22 protein-coding genes are annotated in these 16,217 nt (G+C 65.9%); 6 read left to right on the forward strand and 16 right to left on the reverse strand.

Annotated elements, in window-relative coordinates; all coding sequences use genetic code 11:
- Positions 1–344 precede the first annotated feature (344 nt).
- Complete coding sequence (locus tag ACP7AI_RS10350) at positions 345–824, forward strand: PAS domain-containing protein (RefSeq protein WP_426167017.1); 480 nt, start codon at positions 345–347, stop codon at positions 822–824.
- Between the two features lie 9 nt (positions 825–833).
- Here the strand turns inward: ACP7AI_RS10350 and ACP7AI_RS10355 are convergent, their stop codons facing one another.
- Genes ACP7AI_RS10355 through ACP7AI_RS10370 form a run of 4 tightly spaced genes read right to left on the reverse strand, consistent with a single transcriptional unit; the run spans position 834 to position 3,526 of the window.
- Positions 834–1,772, reverse strand: a complete 939-nt coding sequence (locus ACP7AI_RS10355) for a diacylglycerol/lipid kinase family protein (RefSeq protein WP_426167019.1) — start codon at positions 1,770–1,772, stop codon at positions 834–836.
- Complete coding sequence (locus ACP7AI_RS10360) at positions 1,769–2,440, reverse strand: M48 family metallopeptidase (RefSeq protein WP_426167021.1); 672 nt, start codon at positions 2,438–2,440, stop codon at positions 1,769–1,771. Before ACP7AI_RS10360 ends, ACP7AI_RS10355 begins: the two co-directional genes overlap by 4 nt.
- Before the next feature lie 59 nt (positions 2,441–2,499).
- Positions 2,500–2,937, reverse strand: a complete 438-nt coding sequence (locus ACP7AI_RS10365) for a YcgN family cysteine cluster protein (RefSeq protein ID WP_426167023.1) — start codon at positions 2,935–2,937, stop codon at positions 2,500–2,502.
- Positions 2,927–3,526, reverse strand: coding sequence for an SCO family protein (locus tag ACP7AI_RS10370; protein ID WP_426167025.1), 600 nt, complete (start codon positions 3,524–3,526; stop codon positions 2,927–2,929). The genes ACP7AI_RS10365 and ACP7AI_RS10370 overlap by 11 nt, the downstream gene beginning before the upstream one ends.
- Before the next feature lie 66 nt (positions 3,527–3,592).
- Here ACP7AI_RS10370 and ACP7AI_RS10375 point away from each other — a divergent pair, with 66 nt between their 5' ends.
- Genes ACP7AI_RS10375 through ACP7AI_RS10385 form a run of 3 tightly spaced genes read left to right on the forward strand, consistent with a single transcriptional unit; the run spans position 3,593 to position 6,100 of the window.
- Positions 3,593–4,204: an ankyrin repeat domain-containing protein gene (locus tag ACP7AI_RS10375; protein WP_426167027.1), complete on the forward strand. Its 612-nt coding sequence runs from the start codon at positions 3,593–3,595 to the stop codon at positions 4,202–4,204.
- Positions 4,205–4,263: 59 nt separating this feature from the next.
- Positions 4,264–5,538 carry an ActS/PrrB/RegB family redox-sensitive histidine kinase gene (locus ACP7AI_RS10380; RefSeq protein WP_426167029.1) on the forward strand — a complete coding sequence of 425 codons (1,275 nt, stop codon included), beginning with the start codon at positions 4,264–4,266 and terminating at the stop codon, positions 5,536–5,538.
- Positions 5,539–5,542: 4 nt separating this feature from the next.
- Complete coding sequence (locus ACP7AI_RS10385; protein WP_426167031.1) at positions 5,543–6,100, forward strand: ActR/PrrA/RegA family redox response regulator transcription factor; 558 nt, start codon at positions 5,543–5,545, stop codon at positions 6,098–6,100.
- 22 nt (positions 6,101–6,122) lie between these two features.
- Here the strand turns inward: ACP7AI_RS10385 and ACP7AI_RS10390 are convergent, their stop codons facing one another.
- From ACP7AI_RS10390 to ACP7AI_RS10435, 10 genes are all read right to left on the reverse strand, one after another.
- Positions 6,123–6,602, reverse strand: a complete 480-nt coding sequence (locus ACP7AI_RS10390) for an MmcB family DNA repair protein (RefSeq protein WP_426167033.1) — start codon at positions 6,600–6,602, stop codon at positions 6,123–6,125.
- 55 nt (positions 6,603–6,657) lie between these two features.
- Positions 6,658–7,335, reverse strand: coding sequence for a cell wall hydrolase (locus ACP7AI_RS10395; RefSeq protein WP_426167035.1), 678 nt, complete (start codon positions 7,333–7,335; stop codon positions 6,658–6,660).
- Between the two features lie 187 nt (positions 7,336–7,522).
- The gene (locus ACP7AI_RS10400) at positions 7,523–7,846 is read right to left on the reverse strand and encodes a DUF1491 family protein (protein ID WP_426167037.1); all 324 of its coding nucleotides are present in this window, start codon (positions 7,844–7,846) and stop codon (positions 7,523–7,525) included.
- Positions 7,847–7,848: 2 nt separating this feature from the next.
- On the reverse strand, positions 7,849–8,325 hold the full coding sequence (locus tag ACP7AI_RS10405; protein WP_426167039.1) for a PTS sugar transporter subunit IIA: 477 nt from the start codon (positions 8,323–8,325) through the stop codon (positions 7,849–7,851).
- Positions 8,322–8,942, reverse strand: coding sequence for a ribosome hibernation-promoting factor, HPF/YfiA family (gene hpf, locus ACP7AI_RS10410; protein ID WP_426167041.1), 621 nt, complete (start codon positions 8,940–8,942; stop codon positions 8,322–8,324). The genes ACP7AI_RS10405 and hpf overlap by 4 nt, the downstream gene beginning before the upstream one ends.
- 124 nt (positions 8,943–9,066) lie before the next feature.
- Complete coding sequence (dnaQ, locus tag ACP7AI_RS10415; RefSeq protein WP_426168300.1) at positions 9,067–9,741, reverse strand: DNA polymerase III subunit epsilon; 675 nt, start codon at positions 9,739–9,741, stop codon at positions 9,067–9,069.
- A gap of 56 nt (positions 9,742–9,797) precedes the next feature.
- Entirely contained in the window at positions 9,798–10,382 is a 585-nt protein-coding gene (gene coaE, locus ACP7AI_RS10420) for a dephospho-CoA kinase (protein WP_426167043.1), read from the reverse strand.
- Positions 10,379–11,251 (reverse strand): shikimate dehydrogenase family protein, encoded by an 873-nt coding sequence (locus ACP7AI_RS10425; RefSeq protein ID WP_426167045.1) that lies wholly within the window; start codon positions 11,249–11,251, stop codon positions 10,379–10,381. Before ACP7AI_RS10425 ends, coaE begins: the two co-directional genes overlap by 4 nt.
- Positions 11,248–11,841 (reverse strand): Maf family protein, encoded by a 594-nt coding sequence (locus ACP7AI_RS10430; RefSeq protein ID WP_426167047.1) that lies wholly within the window; start codon positions 11,839–11,841, stop codon positions 11,248–11,250. Before ACP7AI_RS10430 ends, ACP7AI_RS10425 begins: the two co-directional genes overlap by 4 nt.
- Positions 11,838–12,704: a pyruvate, water dikinase regulatory protein gene (locus tag ACP7AI_RS10435; protein WP_426167049.1), complete on the reverse strand. Its 867-nt coding sequence runs from the start codon at positions 12,702–12,704 to the stop codon at positions 11,838–11,840. The genes ACP7AI_RS10430 and ACP7AI_RS10435 overlap by 4 nt, the downstream gene beginning before the upstream one ends.
- A gap of 394 nt (positions 12,705–13,098) precedes the next feature.
- On the opposite strand from ACP7AI_RS10435, the gene hemE reads away from it, so the two are divergent.
- Together hemE and ACP7AI_RS10445 are read left to right on the forward strand one after the other, a co-directional pair.
- On the forward strand, positions 13,099–14,142 hold the full coding sequence (hemE, locus tag ACP7AI_RS10440; protein WP_426167051.1) for a uroporphyrinogen decarboxylase: 1,044 nt from the start codon (positions 13,099–13,101) through the stop codon (positions 14,140–14,142).
- Positions 14,142–14,588, forward strand: coding sequence for a CopD family protein (locus ACP7AI_RS10445; protein ID WP_426167053.1), 447 nt, complete (start codon positions 14,142–14,144; stop codon positions 14,586–14,588). The genes hemE and ACP7AI_RS10445 overlap by 1 nt, the downstream gene beginning before the upstream one ends.
- On the opposite strand, the gene ACP7AI_RS10450 is transcribed toward ACP7AI_RS10445, so the two are convergent.
- Positions 14,585–15,472, reverse strand: coding sequence for an NAD(P)H-hydrate dehydratase (locus ACP7AI_RS10450; RefSeq protein WP_426167055.1), 888 nt, complete (start codon positions 15,470–15,472; stop codon positions 14,585–14,587). The genes ACP7AI_RS10445 and ACP7AI_RS10450 overlap by 4 nt on opposite strands.
- Complete coding sequence (locus tag ACP7AI_RS10455; protein WP_426167057.1) at positions 15,469–16,203, reverse strand: histidine phosphatase family protein; 735 nt, start codon at positions 16,201–16,203, stop codon at positions 15,469–15,471. Before ACP7AI_RS10455 ends, ACP7AI_RS10450 begins: the two co-directional genes overlap by 4 nt.
- Positions 16,204–16,217: the final 14 nt, after the last annotated feature.

Consider the following 16,217-nt stretch of genomic DNA (forward strand, 5'->3'; position numbering starts at 1 on the left):
GTTGCCGGTTTGATTGCGACCTCCCAAGGCTGTTCGAATCAACGCTGTCGGCGCGCCTTGCCGTCATCATGACCGAAGGCGACCGCCGGGCAAAGTCGCCTTGCGTTTGGCCAGAACAGAGACCGGTTCGAACGCCGCTGCCGGACCAGGCTATCCGACAAGAGCGTTTCGTCAGCCGCCGCGGTCTCACCGCGGCGACCGAGGCGACCGTTGCGCTGCTCGCGCGGTTGATCAACAGGCGATTTTCCTGGCGCGGGCGAGAGGCCCTTGCAGATTTATAGTAAATAAACTATTTAACATTTGTTTACCGATGTTGGTGTTCGGTTGGGGGTGTGATGTTATTGATGCTGCTCGTCATCGCGTGCTGCGGAGCCAGTTGGGCACTCTACGATCGCGAATTGATGCGAAAGCAATTGGCCGCCGAGCGCAATCGCAACATGGTGCTCACCATCTCGAACACGGACGCAGTCGCGGCAGTTCGCAGGTGCGAAGCCCGGCTCAGCGCCATCTTGCAGCAGTTGCCGATCGGTATCGTGCAGACCGATCATGATGGCCGCATCGAGATGGCCAATGAACAGGCGGCACGGCTGTTCGGCCGCCCGCTTGGTCAATTGCCCGGAACGACCCTCGACGAAATAGCGCACATCGCCGACCGTGCCCATCTGCGGATGTTCTTCGAAGGCATGTCCGACGGCAGCCCGACGCCTGAAATCAGGCTGCGCGCCAGCGTCGCTGGTCGGCCGGCCCTGCTGGTACATGCCGGGCTGGCCGGCAACAGCGGACCCGACAGCCTGTTGCTGGCTGTCGAGTGCATGGCCGCCTGAAGCCGGCGTTCAACATTCCGCGCGACTATCGGCATTCGATCCACAAGGCGTGATGACATGCAGCGCCGCTGAATCGATACTGACATGGACCGGCGTTCTCGTCCCGGTCTCCCCATCGACCGAAATCGGTTGCTGCGGGGCGCATGAAAGATCGAATTCGGTCGCGCGGATCTCGCGTACCCGCGTCCCGGCGGGACGCCAGCCGGCAAGGTTGGCCGCCCATACCCCGGCCAAGGCTGCCGCATAGCGGCCGAGCACCAGGTGCACGACGATATCGCGGCTTTCCGGATCGGCGCCGTCGATCACGCGCAGGCCGCCGACAAAGGCGCCGTTGCCGATGCGGATCTCGACGACCTGCTCGATGATATCGGGCTGGCCGGCAATGCTGATCTTTGCCACGAACGGCTGCATGGTCAGGAACTTGTAGCAGCCATAGCCGAGATAGCCGGCCCGGCCGAGCCAGCGCTTCAGCCCGCTGGGAATATCCTCCGCAATCCGTGCAGGCACGCCGATCGTGGCCGAGTTGATGAAGAAGCCGTCGCCGATGCGCACGACATCGGCCTGCGCCACATCACCGCCGGCAATGACGTCGAGTGCCGGTTCGAGCTCGGGTTCGATGCCGAGCGTCCGCGCAAAGCTGTTGGCCGTGCCCAGCGGCAGGATCGCCATCACCACATTCTTGCGCGCCAGCTTGGCGGCGGCGCCGGCCAACGTGCCGTCGCCGCCGCCGACGGCGATCAGGTCATGGCCATCGGAAACCAGTTTGCCGATGATCGCGCCAAGCTGCTTGGGCTTTTTCACTGCATGAGACGCGACAATGTCGAAGCCGCGCGCCTTCAACCCGGCACAGGCCGCATCGAATAACATCTGCCCGCGCCGCGAATGAGCATTGACCACAATCGCGATGCGCCGGCGCGCCACGGCGGCCTCGGGAGTCCAGTCAGTCATGCGGCGCGTCCTACCCAGTGCAATCCAGCGCCGTGAGCGCGCAGCCAGCGTTTGCTGGCTGCGCCATTGGCATCGAGCTCAGCTAGTAACGCATGAAAGCCCGGGCCGTGGTTGGCATGGACCAGATGCGCGACTTCGTGCGCCACGACATTGCGGCGAACCAGCGACGGCGCCAGGATCAGCCGCCAGCTATAGGCGATACGTCCCGCCCCGGCCCCGTTGCCCACGCAACTGCCCCAGCGTGAGCGGGTGTCGCCGACGCGGACTTGGGAGACGTTGCGGTCGACCCGGGCTGCCAGCGCTCGCGTCAGCGGCTCCATGTCAGCCAATGCGGCCGCCTTCAACCAGCGCAGCACCCGGGCGGGCAGGGCGTCGATCGGGCCACCGATCCTCAGCACGTCGCCGTTCCGCTGCGGCAGGCGCGGATGAGCAGCCGCCCAGTCGAGCATCAGCGTGCTGCCGTCGAACGGAATGATGGCGCCGGGTGCGAACGGCAGCGGCACGGGCCAGCCGGCAACCTGCCGCGCCAGCCAGTCCTGGTGCCGGTCGAGCAGCGTCGCCGCATCGGCGATCCCGCCACGCGGCGGCAGGGTGAATCTGACGGCACCATCGATACTGTCGGCGCGCAGGCGAATACCGCGTGCCCCCGGGCGCCGCTCTGCAACCACCGGCAGCGTGCGCCCGGCGACATCGACCGTTTCCGGCAGACGGGCCCGCCCGAACAGGATCAGAGCTCTCCCTCGATGATGTGGCTCTCGAGATCACCGACAACGTCCTCGCTGACCGTCTTGCCGCGTACGGAGATGCCGGCGCGGTGCACCGAATCGGCGTCACCGGACAGCAGCGGGTGCCAGGCGGCAAGGCCCTGGCCGCGATGGACGCGCAGATAGCCACAGCTGTCGGGCAGCCAGTCGATGGTATCGAGCTTGGCCGGCGTCAGGCGCACGCATTCCGGCACATGGGCGCGGCGATTGGGATAGTCCTTGCACTTTGCGGTCGTCGGATCGAGCAAGCGGCAGGCGACATTGGTCGGATAGATCTTTCCCGTTTCATCGTCCTCGAGCTTGTGGACGCAGCATTTGCCACAACCGTCACACAGGCTTTCCCATTGCTCCCGGCTCATCCGGTTGAGCGGAACAGTCTCCCAGAACGGCTTATCGGACATAGGTTTCCAGCATCGCCGTGACATCGGCTGCCGCGGCGCCATGCGGCAGGAACGCGACAGCACCGCCGTCGGGCCCAAAGAGGTAGATCACGGCAAAGTGGTCCATCAGGTAAAAGGCCGGATCACTGGTCGGTACCTTGCGCGCGTAGATGCCATAAGCCTTGCGCATCGCGTCGACCTGCGCCGTCGTGCCGGTCAGCCCGATCAGGCGCGGGTGGAAGGCCGTCACAAACGCCTTCAGCGCCGCCGGATCGTCGCGATCCGGATCGACGGTGATGAACATCGGCTGGACTTTGGCGGCGCAATCGGGCCGCGCCGTCTCATAGGCCTTCAACCCGCGCGCAATGACCGCGACATCGGTCGGGCAGACGTCGGGACAGGATGTGTAGCCGAAATACATCAGGCGATACTCGCCCCTGAAATCGGCATCGCTGACCGGCTTGCCATCCTGGTTGACGAGCGCGAACGGACCGCCAAGCGTCGACCCGGCCAGATTGCCCGACGGCGGTGCCGACAGGCGCATCCACGCCAGCCCCACGGCTAGCACCGCAGTAATCGCGAGAACGATCCACAGGCTGCGGCTGTTCATTCGCTGTTGTCGGGATTATGCGATGCCATTGTCCGGTCGAAATAGGGTGGAGTCAGGCGATTGTCGATGTTGCGGATTTCGAACGTGCGGCGCTGGCTGACCCCGTTGACGGTGCTGGCGACCCTTGCCGCCGCCACGCCGGCGCTGGCGCAGTTCACCGACAGCTATAACTTCCTGAAGGCGGTTCGCGAAAAGGACAGCCGCAAGGCGATGGAGATCCTCGACAAGCCCGGGTCGACGATCGTCAACACCCGCGATGCCGACACCGGCGAGACCGCGTTGCACATTGCCGTCAAACGCTCCGATGTCGCCTGGGTCGGCTTCGTCCTGCAAAAGGGCGGCAACGTCAACGCGCGCGATCGGGAGGGCAACACGGCCCTGATGCTCGCCAGCCAGGCGCGTTGGGCCGAAGGCGCGCAGGTGCTTGTCCAGGTCCGCGCCCAGGTCGATCAGCAGAACCGCCTCGGCGAAACAGCGCTGCAAATGGCGGTGCGCAATCGCGACATCACCATCGCCAAGCTGTTGCTCGATGCCGGCGCGAGCCCTGATATCAACGATAGCACCGGCGTGTCGGCACGCGCCCTCGCCGATAGCGACCCGCGCGCCGCCGCCGTGGCACGGCTGTTGAAAGACGTGCCGGTGCGCAAGGCCCGCCCAATCCAGGGCCCCTCGATCTGACAGGCACGCGGACCCGTTGCCGCATGGCCGCGGCACGCCGGGAGGCCTAGACAGACGCGATGGAAAGGCCATCAATCGCCGCCGCTGCCTTTGACAGGCCCGGGGTACGCGTCCGCACACTGGCTAACCTGCGCTGGATCGCCATCGGCGGCCAGTTCGTCACCCTGGTCTTCGTCGGGCTTTATCTCGGCTATCCGCTGCTCTGGCCGTCGCTGATCGCAGCCGTGCTGGCGTCGGCGGTGCTCAATATCGGCCTGATCACTCTCTATGGCCGCAACGCCCGGCTGCAGGGCCGCGACCTCGTGCTTCACCTGGCGTTCGACCTGGTGCAGGCCGGCGTGCTGCTGTTCCTGACCGGCGGTCTCGCCAACCCGTTTGCCATCCTGCTGATCGTGCCGGTGACGATCGCGGCAACGCTGCTGCCGGCCCGGGCCATGTTGGCGCTCGGCACAATGGCGGGCGCCGTCCTCGTCGTGCTGTGGATGTGGGCCAAGCCGCTGCCGTGGAACGGCCCGCCACCGACATTCCCGACCGTCTATCAATTCGGTACCGTCGTATCGCTGACACTGGCGATCGGATTTCTCGGCATCTACCTTTGGCTGGTTTCGGCAGAGGGTCGCGATCGCGCCCGGGCACTTGTCGCTACCGAGGCAGCGCTGACGCGCGAAGCCAAGATGTCGGCACTCGGCAGCCTGGCAGCGGCCGCCGCGCATGAGCTCGGCGGGCCGCTCGGCACCATAACATTGATCGCGCACAGCCTTTCCGAAGCACTCGGAGACGACCCCGATTTCGGCGAAGATGTTCGACTGCTCGAGTCGGAAGCAGCCCGTTCGCGTGGCATCCTGATCCGCATCGCCCGGCGGGCGGAAGCCGAGGACCCCTTCGCCCGCCTGGGGCTAGACGTACTGCTGCACGAGGTGGCGCATAGCGTGGCGCCGACGCGCGTACCTATCCACGTCAACGCGCCGGCACCGCAGCCCGAGGTACGACGTTCGCCCGAGCTCCTGCACGGGCTGCAAAACCTCGTCGCCAACGCTGTTCGCCACGCCGGCTCGGCGGTCGAACTGCGTGCCACGTCGACGCCCGGAGACATCAGCATCACCGTGCTCGACGACGGCGCCGGCTTTGCCAGCGACGTCCTGCCACATCTCGGCGAACCCGATCTCGGTCCATCGCATTCGGGCGCAGGTGGCACCGGTCTCGGCATTTTCATCGCGACGACGTTGATCGAGCGGACCGGCGGTCGGCTCTCGTTCCGCAATCGGCGCGAGGGCGGGGCGCAGGTGGACGTGCGATGGCCGCGCGCCCATATCGTAGCGAGCGAACAGGAGTGACATGATGGCGACTGCACCAGATATTGCCCCCGGCACGGCGCTGCAGCCGCTGCTGCTGGTCGATGACGACGCACCGTTTCGGCAGCGCCTGCAGACGATGTTGAGTCGAAAGGGCTTTGCCGTCACCGCGGTCGGCAGCCTGGCCGAGGCGCGCGTCGAAGCGACCCGCGTCAAGCCGACCCACGCCGTCGTCGACATGCGACTGGAGGACGGCAACGGCCTCGACCTGGTCAAGGAGCTGCGGATCATGTCGCCCGATGTCCGCATCGTCATGCTTACCGGCTATGGCAATCTGGCGACCGCGGTCGCGGCCGTGAAGGCGGGCGCGGTCGACTATCTCGCCAAGCCTGCCGATCCCGAGGACATCGTCCGCGCGCTCTCCGCGGAAGGCGGGGAACGTCCCGAGGCGCCGCCGGAGCCGATGTCGGCCGATCGCGTGCGCTGGGAGCATATCCAGCGGGTCTATGAACTGTGCGAGCGCAACGTGTCGGAAACCGCGCGCCGCCTGAAGATGCATCGGCGGACGCTGCAGCGCATTCTCGCCAAGCGCAGCCCGCGGTAAGGCAGCATCAGCGGCCACGCCGTCAATCGTCGCCCGGAAACAGTCCCTCGGGGTCCAGCATGCCGGCGATGCGGTGCGCGGCACGGCGCGCGAAGCGCAAGGTTTCGACCTTCCGACGCGTGGCATTGAGCGCCACCCATGGTGCCGGGCGCAGTTCCTCGGCGTCGAAGCGGTCGGCAACGATCAGCCCGCAACGCCCCGGCGCAAAGTTGGCGGTGTCGAACAGGCCGAGCGGGAAACCCGCCGGTACCGCCCAGTAAAAGCGGTCGCAATAGTCGAGATACTCCGCCCATTTGCGATCACCGCGCAGATCGGCAAGCGACACCTTGATCTCGACGATCGTCAACCGGCCCTGGCCGTCGATACCCATGATGTCGGCCCGGCGGCCGCAGCCCAGCGACACCTCGGCCAACGGGGCGACACCGCCGCGCACCAGCAGGCGGGACACGCCGCGGCAGACATCGACGGCAGTCAACATGCGATCGGCGGCAAGGTCACCCATGCCGCCGATGCTAAACAGAACAGATTGGGAACGTAAAGCCCTAGCGGGCACTGTCTCAGCGATAGAAGACGTGACGGCCGATCGTCGCGACGCGCGTCTTGCCGGCCCAGTTGGGGGCAACATAGGTAGCGTGGAACGACAGGGCCTTGGGCGCAACCTCGACCCACATGTCCTTGGCGGCGATCTGGGCAATCGCCTGGGCGATGCGCCAGTCACTGCCGGCGGTCGGCACGCGGCTGCGATTATAGCTGAACTGCTTGGGCTGGTTAATCACACCGCAGATATTGCTGGGATAGCGGCCCGACTCGGCGCGGTTGATGATGGCCTGGGCGACGGCCAGCTGGCCTTCCAGCGGCTCCCCGCGGGATTCGAAGTAAACGGCGGTGGCAAGGCAACGCAGTTCGCTGTCGCTGGCGACCGCATCGGCGGCGTCCAGCGAGGCGATCAGCGCTGTCAACTTGGCGGGGCGCACACCAGGCTCGGTCACGTTGCTGTCATCGGAGAGGTCGGCAACGGCAATCTCGGCGGGGGTGGTCGCGGCGAGCGCGGCAGCAGAGGCGGCGGCTTCAGCGGGCGACAGGGGAGCAAGGATGTCATCGGAGATGGTCGGACCGGTCGACCCGTCGAACGTGTCGGTCTGCGGGACGCCCGCTGCCATCAGCAGGATGGCACCGGCGCTCAGGATGATCAGCCGCTGTGTCCGGGCGCTGATCGAGGAAAAACCAAAATTCATTCACACTGCAATCGAGCACGGCCTTTTCCGGGTCCGCTTCCGGATGATGCCCCCCAAATCACGCTGGGAGCCTCGTCATCCTTGGCTGGGCTGAAGCCCGGTCCGGTCCGCTTCGGTCGACTTCGCACGGCCCGCCCAAGGGCTGTGCAACCAATGACCAAGCTGAACCGTAGATTACAGTACGGGGTCAACTCGCCGCCAATGTTTCGGCGACGAACCGTGCGGCGTCCGGGATGTCCAGTTCCACGATCCACAGGTCGGGATCATTTTGTCGCGCCCGATCGATCCAGGCGGGAATCGCCTCACCCTCGACAACCGGCAGCCATTCATAACCTCCCGACATCGCCAACATCGGGGCTAAGAGCCGGGTTTCCCCGCGTTCCCGCGTGACGATGGCGATGCTGCCGGCGGTGGCGTCCCCGCGCGCCAGCACGGCGCCAAAGCCGCCAGCGGCGTCGACGCGGCGAAGCAGCGCCGATACCTTGATGCTGCTCGCCAGCCGCGGCGTCATGGTCAGCCGTGCTGGCCGACCAGCGCCCCACCAATGACGGCACGCAAGGCCTGGGCATCACCAGCAGCGCGCATGGCGGCAACAGTATCGGGATCGCGCAAGGCGCGGCTGACTTTCGCCAGAGCCTTCAGATGATCGGCGCCGGCGCTTTCAGGTGACAGCAACAGCACGACGACATCGACCGCTTCGGTATCGAGCGCACCATAATCGACGCCGGCCGCAAGGTGCGCCACCACTGCTGTCACGGCATCGAGGCCTGCCAGGCGAGCATGCGGGATCGCCGCACCCTGGCCAAATCCGGTGGCGCCCAGGGACTCCCGCTCGCGCACCCGCTCGACGATCGTCGTTGCCGGCAGGCCGGTCACCGTCGCCGCCGCTGCCGCCAGCTCTTCGAAAAGCGCATCTTTCGATGCGACCTTGAGCCCAATCAATATGGCGCCGGGTCCGACCAGATCGGCAAAACCACCATGACCACTCATTTGGCGGCGCTGGCGCTGGCCCGGCGTGGCTCGACCCAACCGATGCTCCCGTCATCGCGCCGATACACCATGTTATGATCGCCACTGGCGCTGTTAACGAACAGAAGGGCTGTGGTGTTGCGCAAATCGAGCATCATCACCGCATCGCCGACACTGGTTTCCGGGATGTCGACCCGGGTTTCGGCGATGACCAGCGGATGATCGCCCTCGACTTCGGTTTCGTCGGGCGCAGCTGCAAAGATCTTGTAGTCGGCATTGTCCAGAACTGCCGCCATTTCGGCGAGCCCGGCGCGTTCGGCAGACCGCTCGGCGCCCGGACCGTGGCGATCCTTCAGCCGGCGCATGTAGCGGCGCAACTGCTTGTCGATACGATCGGCAGCGCCATCGAAGGCGAGATGTGCCTCGGCACCTCGGTTGCTGCCCTTCAGGATGATGTCCGACATCACGTGCATGACGATGTCACAGCCGAAATGGCCGTGCGGGGCCGGTGCCAGGGTCACCTGCGCCGAAATTGCGCGCGGAAAGTATTTCTCGACCATCGCGCCCAACCGCTCCCGCACATGTGTTGCGAAGGCGGCACCGGTGTCGACCTGATGCCCCGAGATGCGAATGTCCATGTCTGTCTCCTGCGCCGCAACGTCCGTCGACTTGCGGGCGGTCGCTCTATGCCTCGCCTCGCCCGCGGTCAATGACCCGACGCATGCTGGGATTAGAAGAGCAAAGCGCCCGTAACAAACAACGTCAATGCAGCCAGAGTGGATCCTTGAGACCGGCTACAAATAGGCCGTGGCGTTCAAGTTCGGCAGCGGTTGCGGCATGGGCGCGAGCGACGAAATCGACCCGCTCGACCACGACTTCGGCAACGATCGCCTGCGATGCCAGATCAAATCCGATCTGACGCCCGCCACTCAATTCGACATAAACCTGGGCAAGGAGCTCGGCATCGAGCAAAGCGCCGTGCTTGGTGCGCGCCGACAGGTCGATATTATAGCGCGAGCACAGGCCATCCAGGGTATTCTTGCCGCCGGGATGCTTGCGCCGCGCGATCTCGAGCGTGTCGATGGCACGGGCATGCGGGATGACCGGCATGTTGGCGCGCTTCAATTCCCAGTTTAGGAATTCCATGTCGAACACGGCGTTATGGGCGATCAGCGGATCATCGCCGATGAAGGCCAGGAAATCGTCGATGACCATCTCGAACACCGGCTGGCCGGTCAGAAAGGCGGTCGACAGGCCGTGCACCGCCTGGGCATCCTTGGGCATCGGCCGGCAGGGGTCGAGGTAGGTGTGAAAGGTGCGGCCGGTGACGACCTTGCCGATCATCTCGACAGCGCCGATTTCGACAATCCGATGACCATCGCCCGGAAAGATGCCGGTAGTTTCGGTATCGAAGACGATTTCGCGCATGGCGGCGATGTAGCGAGTGGCAATGGCAATGAGAAGACCCGCTGCGACGGACGGGGCCTGCCGCGCTAACGCCGGCGCAGATCGGCGACGATCCGGCGCACCGCCAGCAGCGTGTGGCGCCGGCCGCGCCCGGTCTCGATGACGATATCGGCGCGCCGGCGCTTTTCACGGTCGGGCATCTGGGTCTTGAGGATGGCAGCGAACTTTGCCGGCGTCATGCCCGGACGCGCCAGCACCCGCGCCCGCTGCACCCGCGCCGGCGCGCTGACCACGATCGCCAGGTGGCAGCGCCGCCAACCACCCTTTTCGAACAGCAGCGGCACATCGAGCACGACCGCGTCCTTGCCGCGATGCGCCCCGAGGAACGTCGACTGCGCTTCGGCGACCAGGGGGTGAAGGATCGATTCGAGCTGGTTCAAACCGGCATGATTGCCAAAGACATGGGCGCCCAGCCGCTCGCGATGCAGCCCACCGGCGTGGGTGGTGCCCGGAAAAGCCGCTTCGATCGCCGCCAGTGCGCGGCCGCCAGGGCCCTGCACCCGGCGCACCTCCGCATCGGCATCGAACACCGGCACACCGAGGGACCGGAACATCGCGGCCACAGTCGACTTGCCCATGCCGATCGAGCCGGTGAGGCCGATGATGATCATGCGGTCAGCAATGCTCGCAGTTCGGCATCATGTTGCCGCGGTGCCGGTGCCTGGAAGAAAAGCTGGAACGCCAGGTCGGCCTGGCCGATCAGCATCGTCAGCCCGTCGACGGTGCGACGGCCATGCCCCGCGGCCTCGGCGAGCAGCTGGGTTTCGAGCGGCGCATAGACCATGTCGAAAACCAATGCCGCGGCATCGGTCAAGGGCAGGGCATCGAGCACGTCCGCTGGCATGCGCTGTTGCCCGGTCATGCCGAGCGGGCTGGCGTTGATCACCGTGTCGGCATCGCGCAATGCCGCCGCGGCGTCCTGAAACCGGTGGATGCTGCCGGCGAGACCAAAGCCGTCGAGCAGGTCCTGCGCACGTTCCGGCCGCCGCACGATGATACGCAGCTCGCGCATGCCGGCGATATCGAGCGCGTGCAGTGCCGCCCGCGCCGCGCCGCCGGCACCGATCAGGCAGGTGACGCCGGCGTCGCGCTGCCCCGAGGCGGCGTCGATACCGTGCAGCACCCCCTCGACATCGCTGTTCTCCCCGATCAGACCCTTGCCGGAACGGTAGATGCAATTGGTGGCGCCGACCTTCTGCGCCGTCCGCAATGCCGAATCGACGAGCGGAAGCGCGGCGATCTTGTGCGGGATGGTGACGTTGCAGCCGCGCCACGCCGGGTCGTCGCGGCGTTCGGCAAGATAGCGGGCGAGGCCGTCGGCGCGCACCCTTGTGGCCCGATATTCGCCGAGAACGCCGGCCTTGTGCAGCCAGAAATTATGGATGACCGGCGATTTCGACTGGTAGATCGGGTCGCCAATGACCTCGGCATAGGGTGTTTCGCCGAGATTGAGGCGCGGCGCCGATGGCTTCGCGTTCATGCCGCGAGCACCCCGCGGACGCGCAGGTAATCGAGCAGCGCTAGCAACGGCAGGCCGCGAATGGTGAACTGGTCGCCGTCGACCCGCGTGAACAATTGCGCCCCCAGCCCTTCAATCCGGTAACAGCCGACGCAGCCGAGCACGGCGTCGCCTTCCTTGTCGAGATAATCGGTAATGAAGGCATCCGACAATGGCCGCATCGTCAACCGCGCGGCGCCGCCGGCGCGCCACACGGCGATGCCGTTCTCTGCGACGACAGCCGCCGAGATCAGGCGGTGCGTCGTGCCCGCGAGCTGACGCAACTGCGCTTCAGCGCGCGGCCGCGTCTCCGGCTTCGCAAGCAGGATACCATCGGCAGCAACCGCGACGCTGTCGGCACCGAGCACCAGCATGCCCGGATGGGTCCGCGAGATCTTGATCGCCTTCAACTCCGCCAGTGCGTCGGCAATGCGTTCCGGCGATGCCGCTTCCGCTTCAAGCGCAGCGGTCACACCCTCTTCATCGACATGCGCCGGCATGGCCTGGTGCGCGACGCCGGCCGCCGCCAGCATCGCCCGGCGCGCGGCACTCTGGCTGGCCAGGATGATCAATTCGGATCGGACCCGATGGCGGCGGCCTTGGTGTCGCTGGCCCTGTCGGCACGCGCCTGAACCAGGTTGATGATGGCTGCGGCGGTTTCCTCGATCGATCGCCGGGTCACGTCGATGACCGGGATATCGTGGTCGGCGAACAGCCGCCGGGCATAGGCGAGTTCGGATTCGATGCCGCCGAGATCGACATAATCGGTGTCGGGCGCCTGGCCCAGCGTTAGAAGGCGATTGCGCCGGATGGCGACCAGCCGATCGGGGGCGGTGGTCAGGCCGACGACCAGCGGACTCTTCAGCCCGAACAGCAGCCCCGGCGGCGGCGATTGCGGCACGATCGGAATATTGGCGGTCTTGTAGCCGCGATTGGCGAGATAGATCGAGGTCGGCGTCTTCGAGGTTCGCGACACGCCGGCGAGGACGATGTCGGCTTCCTCCCAGTCGTCGTGTCCGGCACCATCATCATGGACCATCGTGTAGTTGATGGCATCGACGCGCTGGAAATAGGCGGCATCCATGACATGCTGGCGACCCGGACGCCGGGTCGCGACCTGGCCGAGCAGTTCAGACAGCGCGCCGATCGTCGGATCGAGCGGCGAGACGATCGGCAGCCCGAGGCTCGTGCAACGCTGCTCGAGCCGCTCGCGGACGCCGCCGTCGACCAGCGTGTAGATGATGAGGCCGGGCTTGCGGGTGATTTCCTCGATGACCCGATCGAGATGCCCCTCCGACCGTACCATCGGCCAGAAATGCTTGATCGCCTCGACGCCTTCGAAGCGGGCCAGCCCGGCCTTGGCAATCGATTCAAGGGTTTCTCCCGTCGAATCGCTGACGAGATGCAGGTGAAGCTTGGCGCGATCGCCGCTCATTGCGACGCTACCGGCGGTCGCGACCAAAATTGTCTGGGGTCAGAACTGGGGATAAACATGGGCTATCGGGGTTAAGCCCGGGCGGTATCGGCGGGCAAGCGGGATTTTGGGCAATCTCGCCGACTTTCACGACCGCCGCCGTGATTCCGTCCGCAGGTTGAAGACTCCACAGGCGGTCCTGTGGATAACGGGGACAAGTCGAGCGACTCGCGCCGAGTCACCGGATTGCCAGCGGCTTGAACTGTGGATGGTTCCCGGGAGACAATGCATCAACGCTATCCACAGGCCCATCAAACACCGTCATCAAGATTCGATTAAACTGTTTTGATGCGTGGTTGCCGCGCCGTTTCGAACACCCTTGACCCGCCGTGCCCGGCCCGTGAAAGACAATCCCATGATCACGCCCAAGACGATTGCCGATCCGCCGCTGCTGGCTGTGCTGAAAGGCGAGCGCCGCGATCCCCCGCCGGTCTGGCTGATGCGCCAGGCGGGCCGCTACCTGCCCGAATACCGCGCACTGCGGGCCGAAAAGGGCGGCTTTCTCCAGCTCGTCTATGACAGCGATGCGGCGGCCGAGATCACCCTTCAACCAATCCGCCGGTTCGGCATGGACGGCGCGATCCTGTTTTCCGATATCCTGATCGTGCCGCACGCCATCGGCCAGGGCCTGACCTTTGGTCCCGGCGAAGGGCCGCAGCTGACGCCGCCGCTGTCGGACGCCCGCTTCGATGCGCTGGTCGCCAAGCCCGAATATCTGGCCCGAATATACGACACCGTCGCCAAGGTGAAGGCCCAGCTTGGCCCCCAGACCACGATGCTCGGTTTTGCCGGCAGTCCCTGGACCGTTGCCACCTATATGGTCGCCGGACATGGCAGCAAGGACCAGGCCGAAACCCGGCGGCTGGCCTATACCGATCCGCAAGGCTTTCAGGCGCTGATCGACAAGATCATTGCCGTCACCGTCGACTATCTGTCCGGCCAGATCGAGGCCGGTGCCCAGGCCGTCCAGCTGTTCGACAGCTGGGCCGGCACCCTGTCGCCGGCGCAGTTCGAACGCTGGGTGATCGCGCCGACGGCCGACATCGTCGGCCGGTTGATGGTGCGCCACGGCGATGTGCCGATCATCGGCTTTCCCAAGGGTGCCGGTGCCAAGCTCGCCGCTTATGCCGCCGAAACCGGCGTCGATGCGGTCGGCCTTGACGAAACCATCGATCCGGCCTGGGCCGATGCGATGCTGCCGCCGGGCATGCCGGTGCAGGGCAACCTTGATCCGCTGGCGTTGATCTCGGGCGGCGAGGCGTTGACGACGGCGGTCAATCGCATCCGGGCTGCCTTCGATTCCCGACCGCATGTCTTCAACCTGGGGCATGGCATCCTGCCTGATGCGCCGATCGCCCATGTCGAGCAGTTGATGGCGATGCTGCGCAAGCCGTTCTGATGGATTTCGCCATCGGCTGGCTGGGCAACGCCTATCTGTGGGTCAAGGCCATCCACGTCATCTTCGTCATCTTCTGGATGGCGGGCATGTTCATGCTGCCGCGCTTCCTCGTCTACTGGCACCCGTTGCCCGCCGATGCGTCGGAGAACGGGCTCTGGGCCGACCGCTGCAACCGGTTGAAACGCATCATCCTCAACCCCGGCGTCACCATCGTCTGGGTCCTCGGCCTCGCGCTGGGCTTCCACCTCGGCTGGCCGCTCTGGCTGTGGCTGAAGTTACTGTTTGTCCTTGGCCTGTCGGGCTTTCACGGCTGGATGATCGGCGCCGCCAAGGCTTTTGCCAGGGGGAACCGCCCCTACGCGGAAAAAACACTGCGGCTGGTCAACGAGATACCGTCGCTGGTGACGATCGCCGTCGTCATCCTGGTGATCGTCAAACCATTCTAGGCTTCGATGGCGCCGATGACGCCGGGCACCTCGTCCAGGATTTCGCGTGCCAGGAAACCGACCCGGCCGATGCGGCGGCCGAGACGCCGTCCGGCCTCGCCATGCACAAAGACCGCCCATACCGCCGCCGACAAAGGCTCGGCGCCACGGGCGGCAAAGCCTGTCGCCAGTCCTGCCAAAGTGTCGCCGGAGCCCGAAGTCGCGAGGCCGACGCCACCACCGTGATAATGAAACAGTCGGCCGTCGGGTGCGGCGACAATGGTGGTGCTGCCCTTTAGAACGATGATGGCGTTGAAGCGGCGGGCGGCACGCGTGGCCATGGCAATCGGATCGGCGAGCACCTCGGCACGGTCGATCGCCATCATGCTGGCCATTTCGCCGGCATGCGGCGTCAGGATCGCCGGCTGCGTCAGGGTCTGCAGCCGGGCCTCGACTCGCGCAATCCCGGCCAACGGAGCGGCATCGAGAATGACGGCGACCGCGTCGGCGCCTTTGAGCAGGTTGACGGCAAGGGCCGCTGCAGCATCGCCGGCAGCAAGGCCCGGCCCGATCAGCAGCGCATCGCAATGCGCCACGCGTTCAGCCAGCACTGCGCCCGCCGAAGCTGCAACGGCTCCAACATCGTCTTCCGCCAAGCCGATGACAAAGGTCTCTGGAATGGCCATGGCTAGCGCCTGGGCTATACGTGCCGCGGTCGCCAACTGCAGCTTGCCGGCGCCGGCGCGCAGGGCAGCGACACCCGAAAGCAGCAGCGCGCCAGGCATCTCGCGGCAGCCACCGACGATGAGCGCGCGGCCGCGCGCGTCCTTGTCGACTTCCCCGTCGTGCGCCGGCAGCGGCAGCGTGCGCAGCAGCGTGCGATCGATCAGGACGGGATCGCTCATCCGGCGGCCACCGGCTTGTCGGCGGCGGTTGTTACCGGCGCTGCGGCCGGCACCTCGTTGTACCGCAGCAAGCGAGGCCGGCTGCGCCCGTCGGCATGGACCATGAAGTCATATTCGGTGACGCTGCAATTGGCGACGTCGCCGGCACGATCGACGGCGAGAATGGCCGCCTCGTCGAGCGATTCGAGAATATAGCGCAAGCACAGCACGACGACCTGATGGGCGACGATGACGATGCGCTGGCCACTATGGTGGAGGCCGACGGTGTCGAGCAACGCGCGCAGCCGCAGGATGACATCGGTCCAGCTCTCGCCGCCGGGTGGGCGATGATAGAATTTCCCCAGCATCGTCAGCGCTGCCGCCTGATCGGGATGCAGAGCCGCAACGCCGGAGCGGGTCAGGCGATCGAGGATGCCGAATTCGCGCTCACGAAGGCGCTCGTCACTGGCAAGGTGGCAGGCGTCGATGCTGCCTGCTATGGCTTCGGCGGTCTGGCGGGCCCGCAGGAACGGCGAGACCAGCACCACTTCAGGTGGGGACGCGAGGCCGCCGAACCAGCTGCCCAGCGCTGCCGCCTGGGTCATGCCAAGTGTGCTGAGCGGTACATCGGCATCACGCATGTCGAGCGCGATCCGCGACGCGTTGGCGGCTTCGGCGAGATCGGCGGCGACATTGCCGGCGCTCTGGCCGTGGCGGACGATCCAGAGCCGCTCGGGCCAGGCTGGTGGCATTCTTGGGACCCTCG

This window comes from Sandarakinorhabdus sp. DWP1-3-1 (assembly GCF_049896705.1).
In the GTDB taxonomy this organism is placed as follows: domain Bacteria; phylum Pseudomonadota; class Alphaproteobacteria; order Sphingomonadales; family Sphingomonadaceae; genus Sandarakinorhabdus.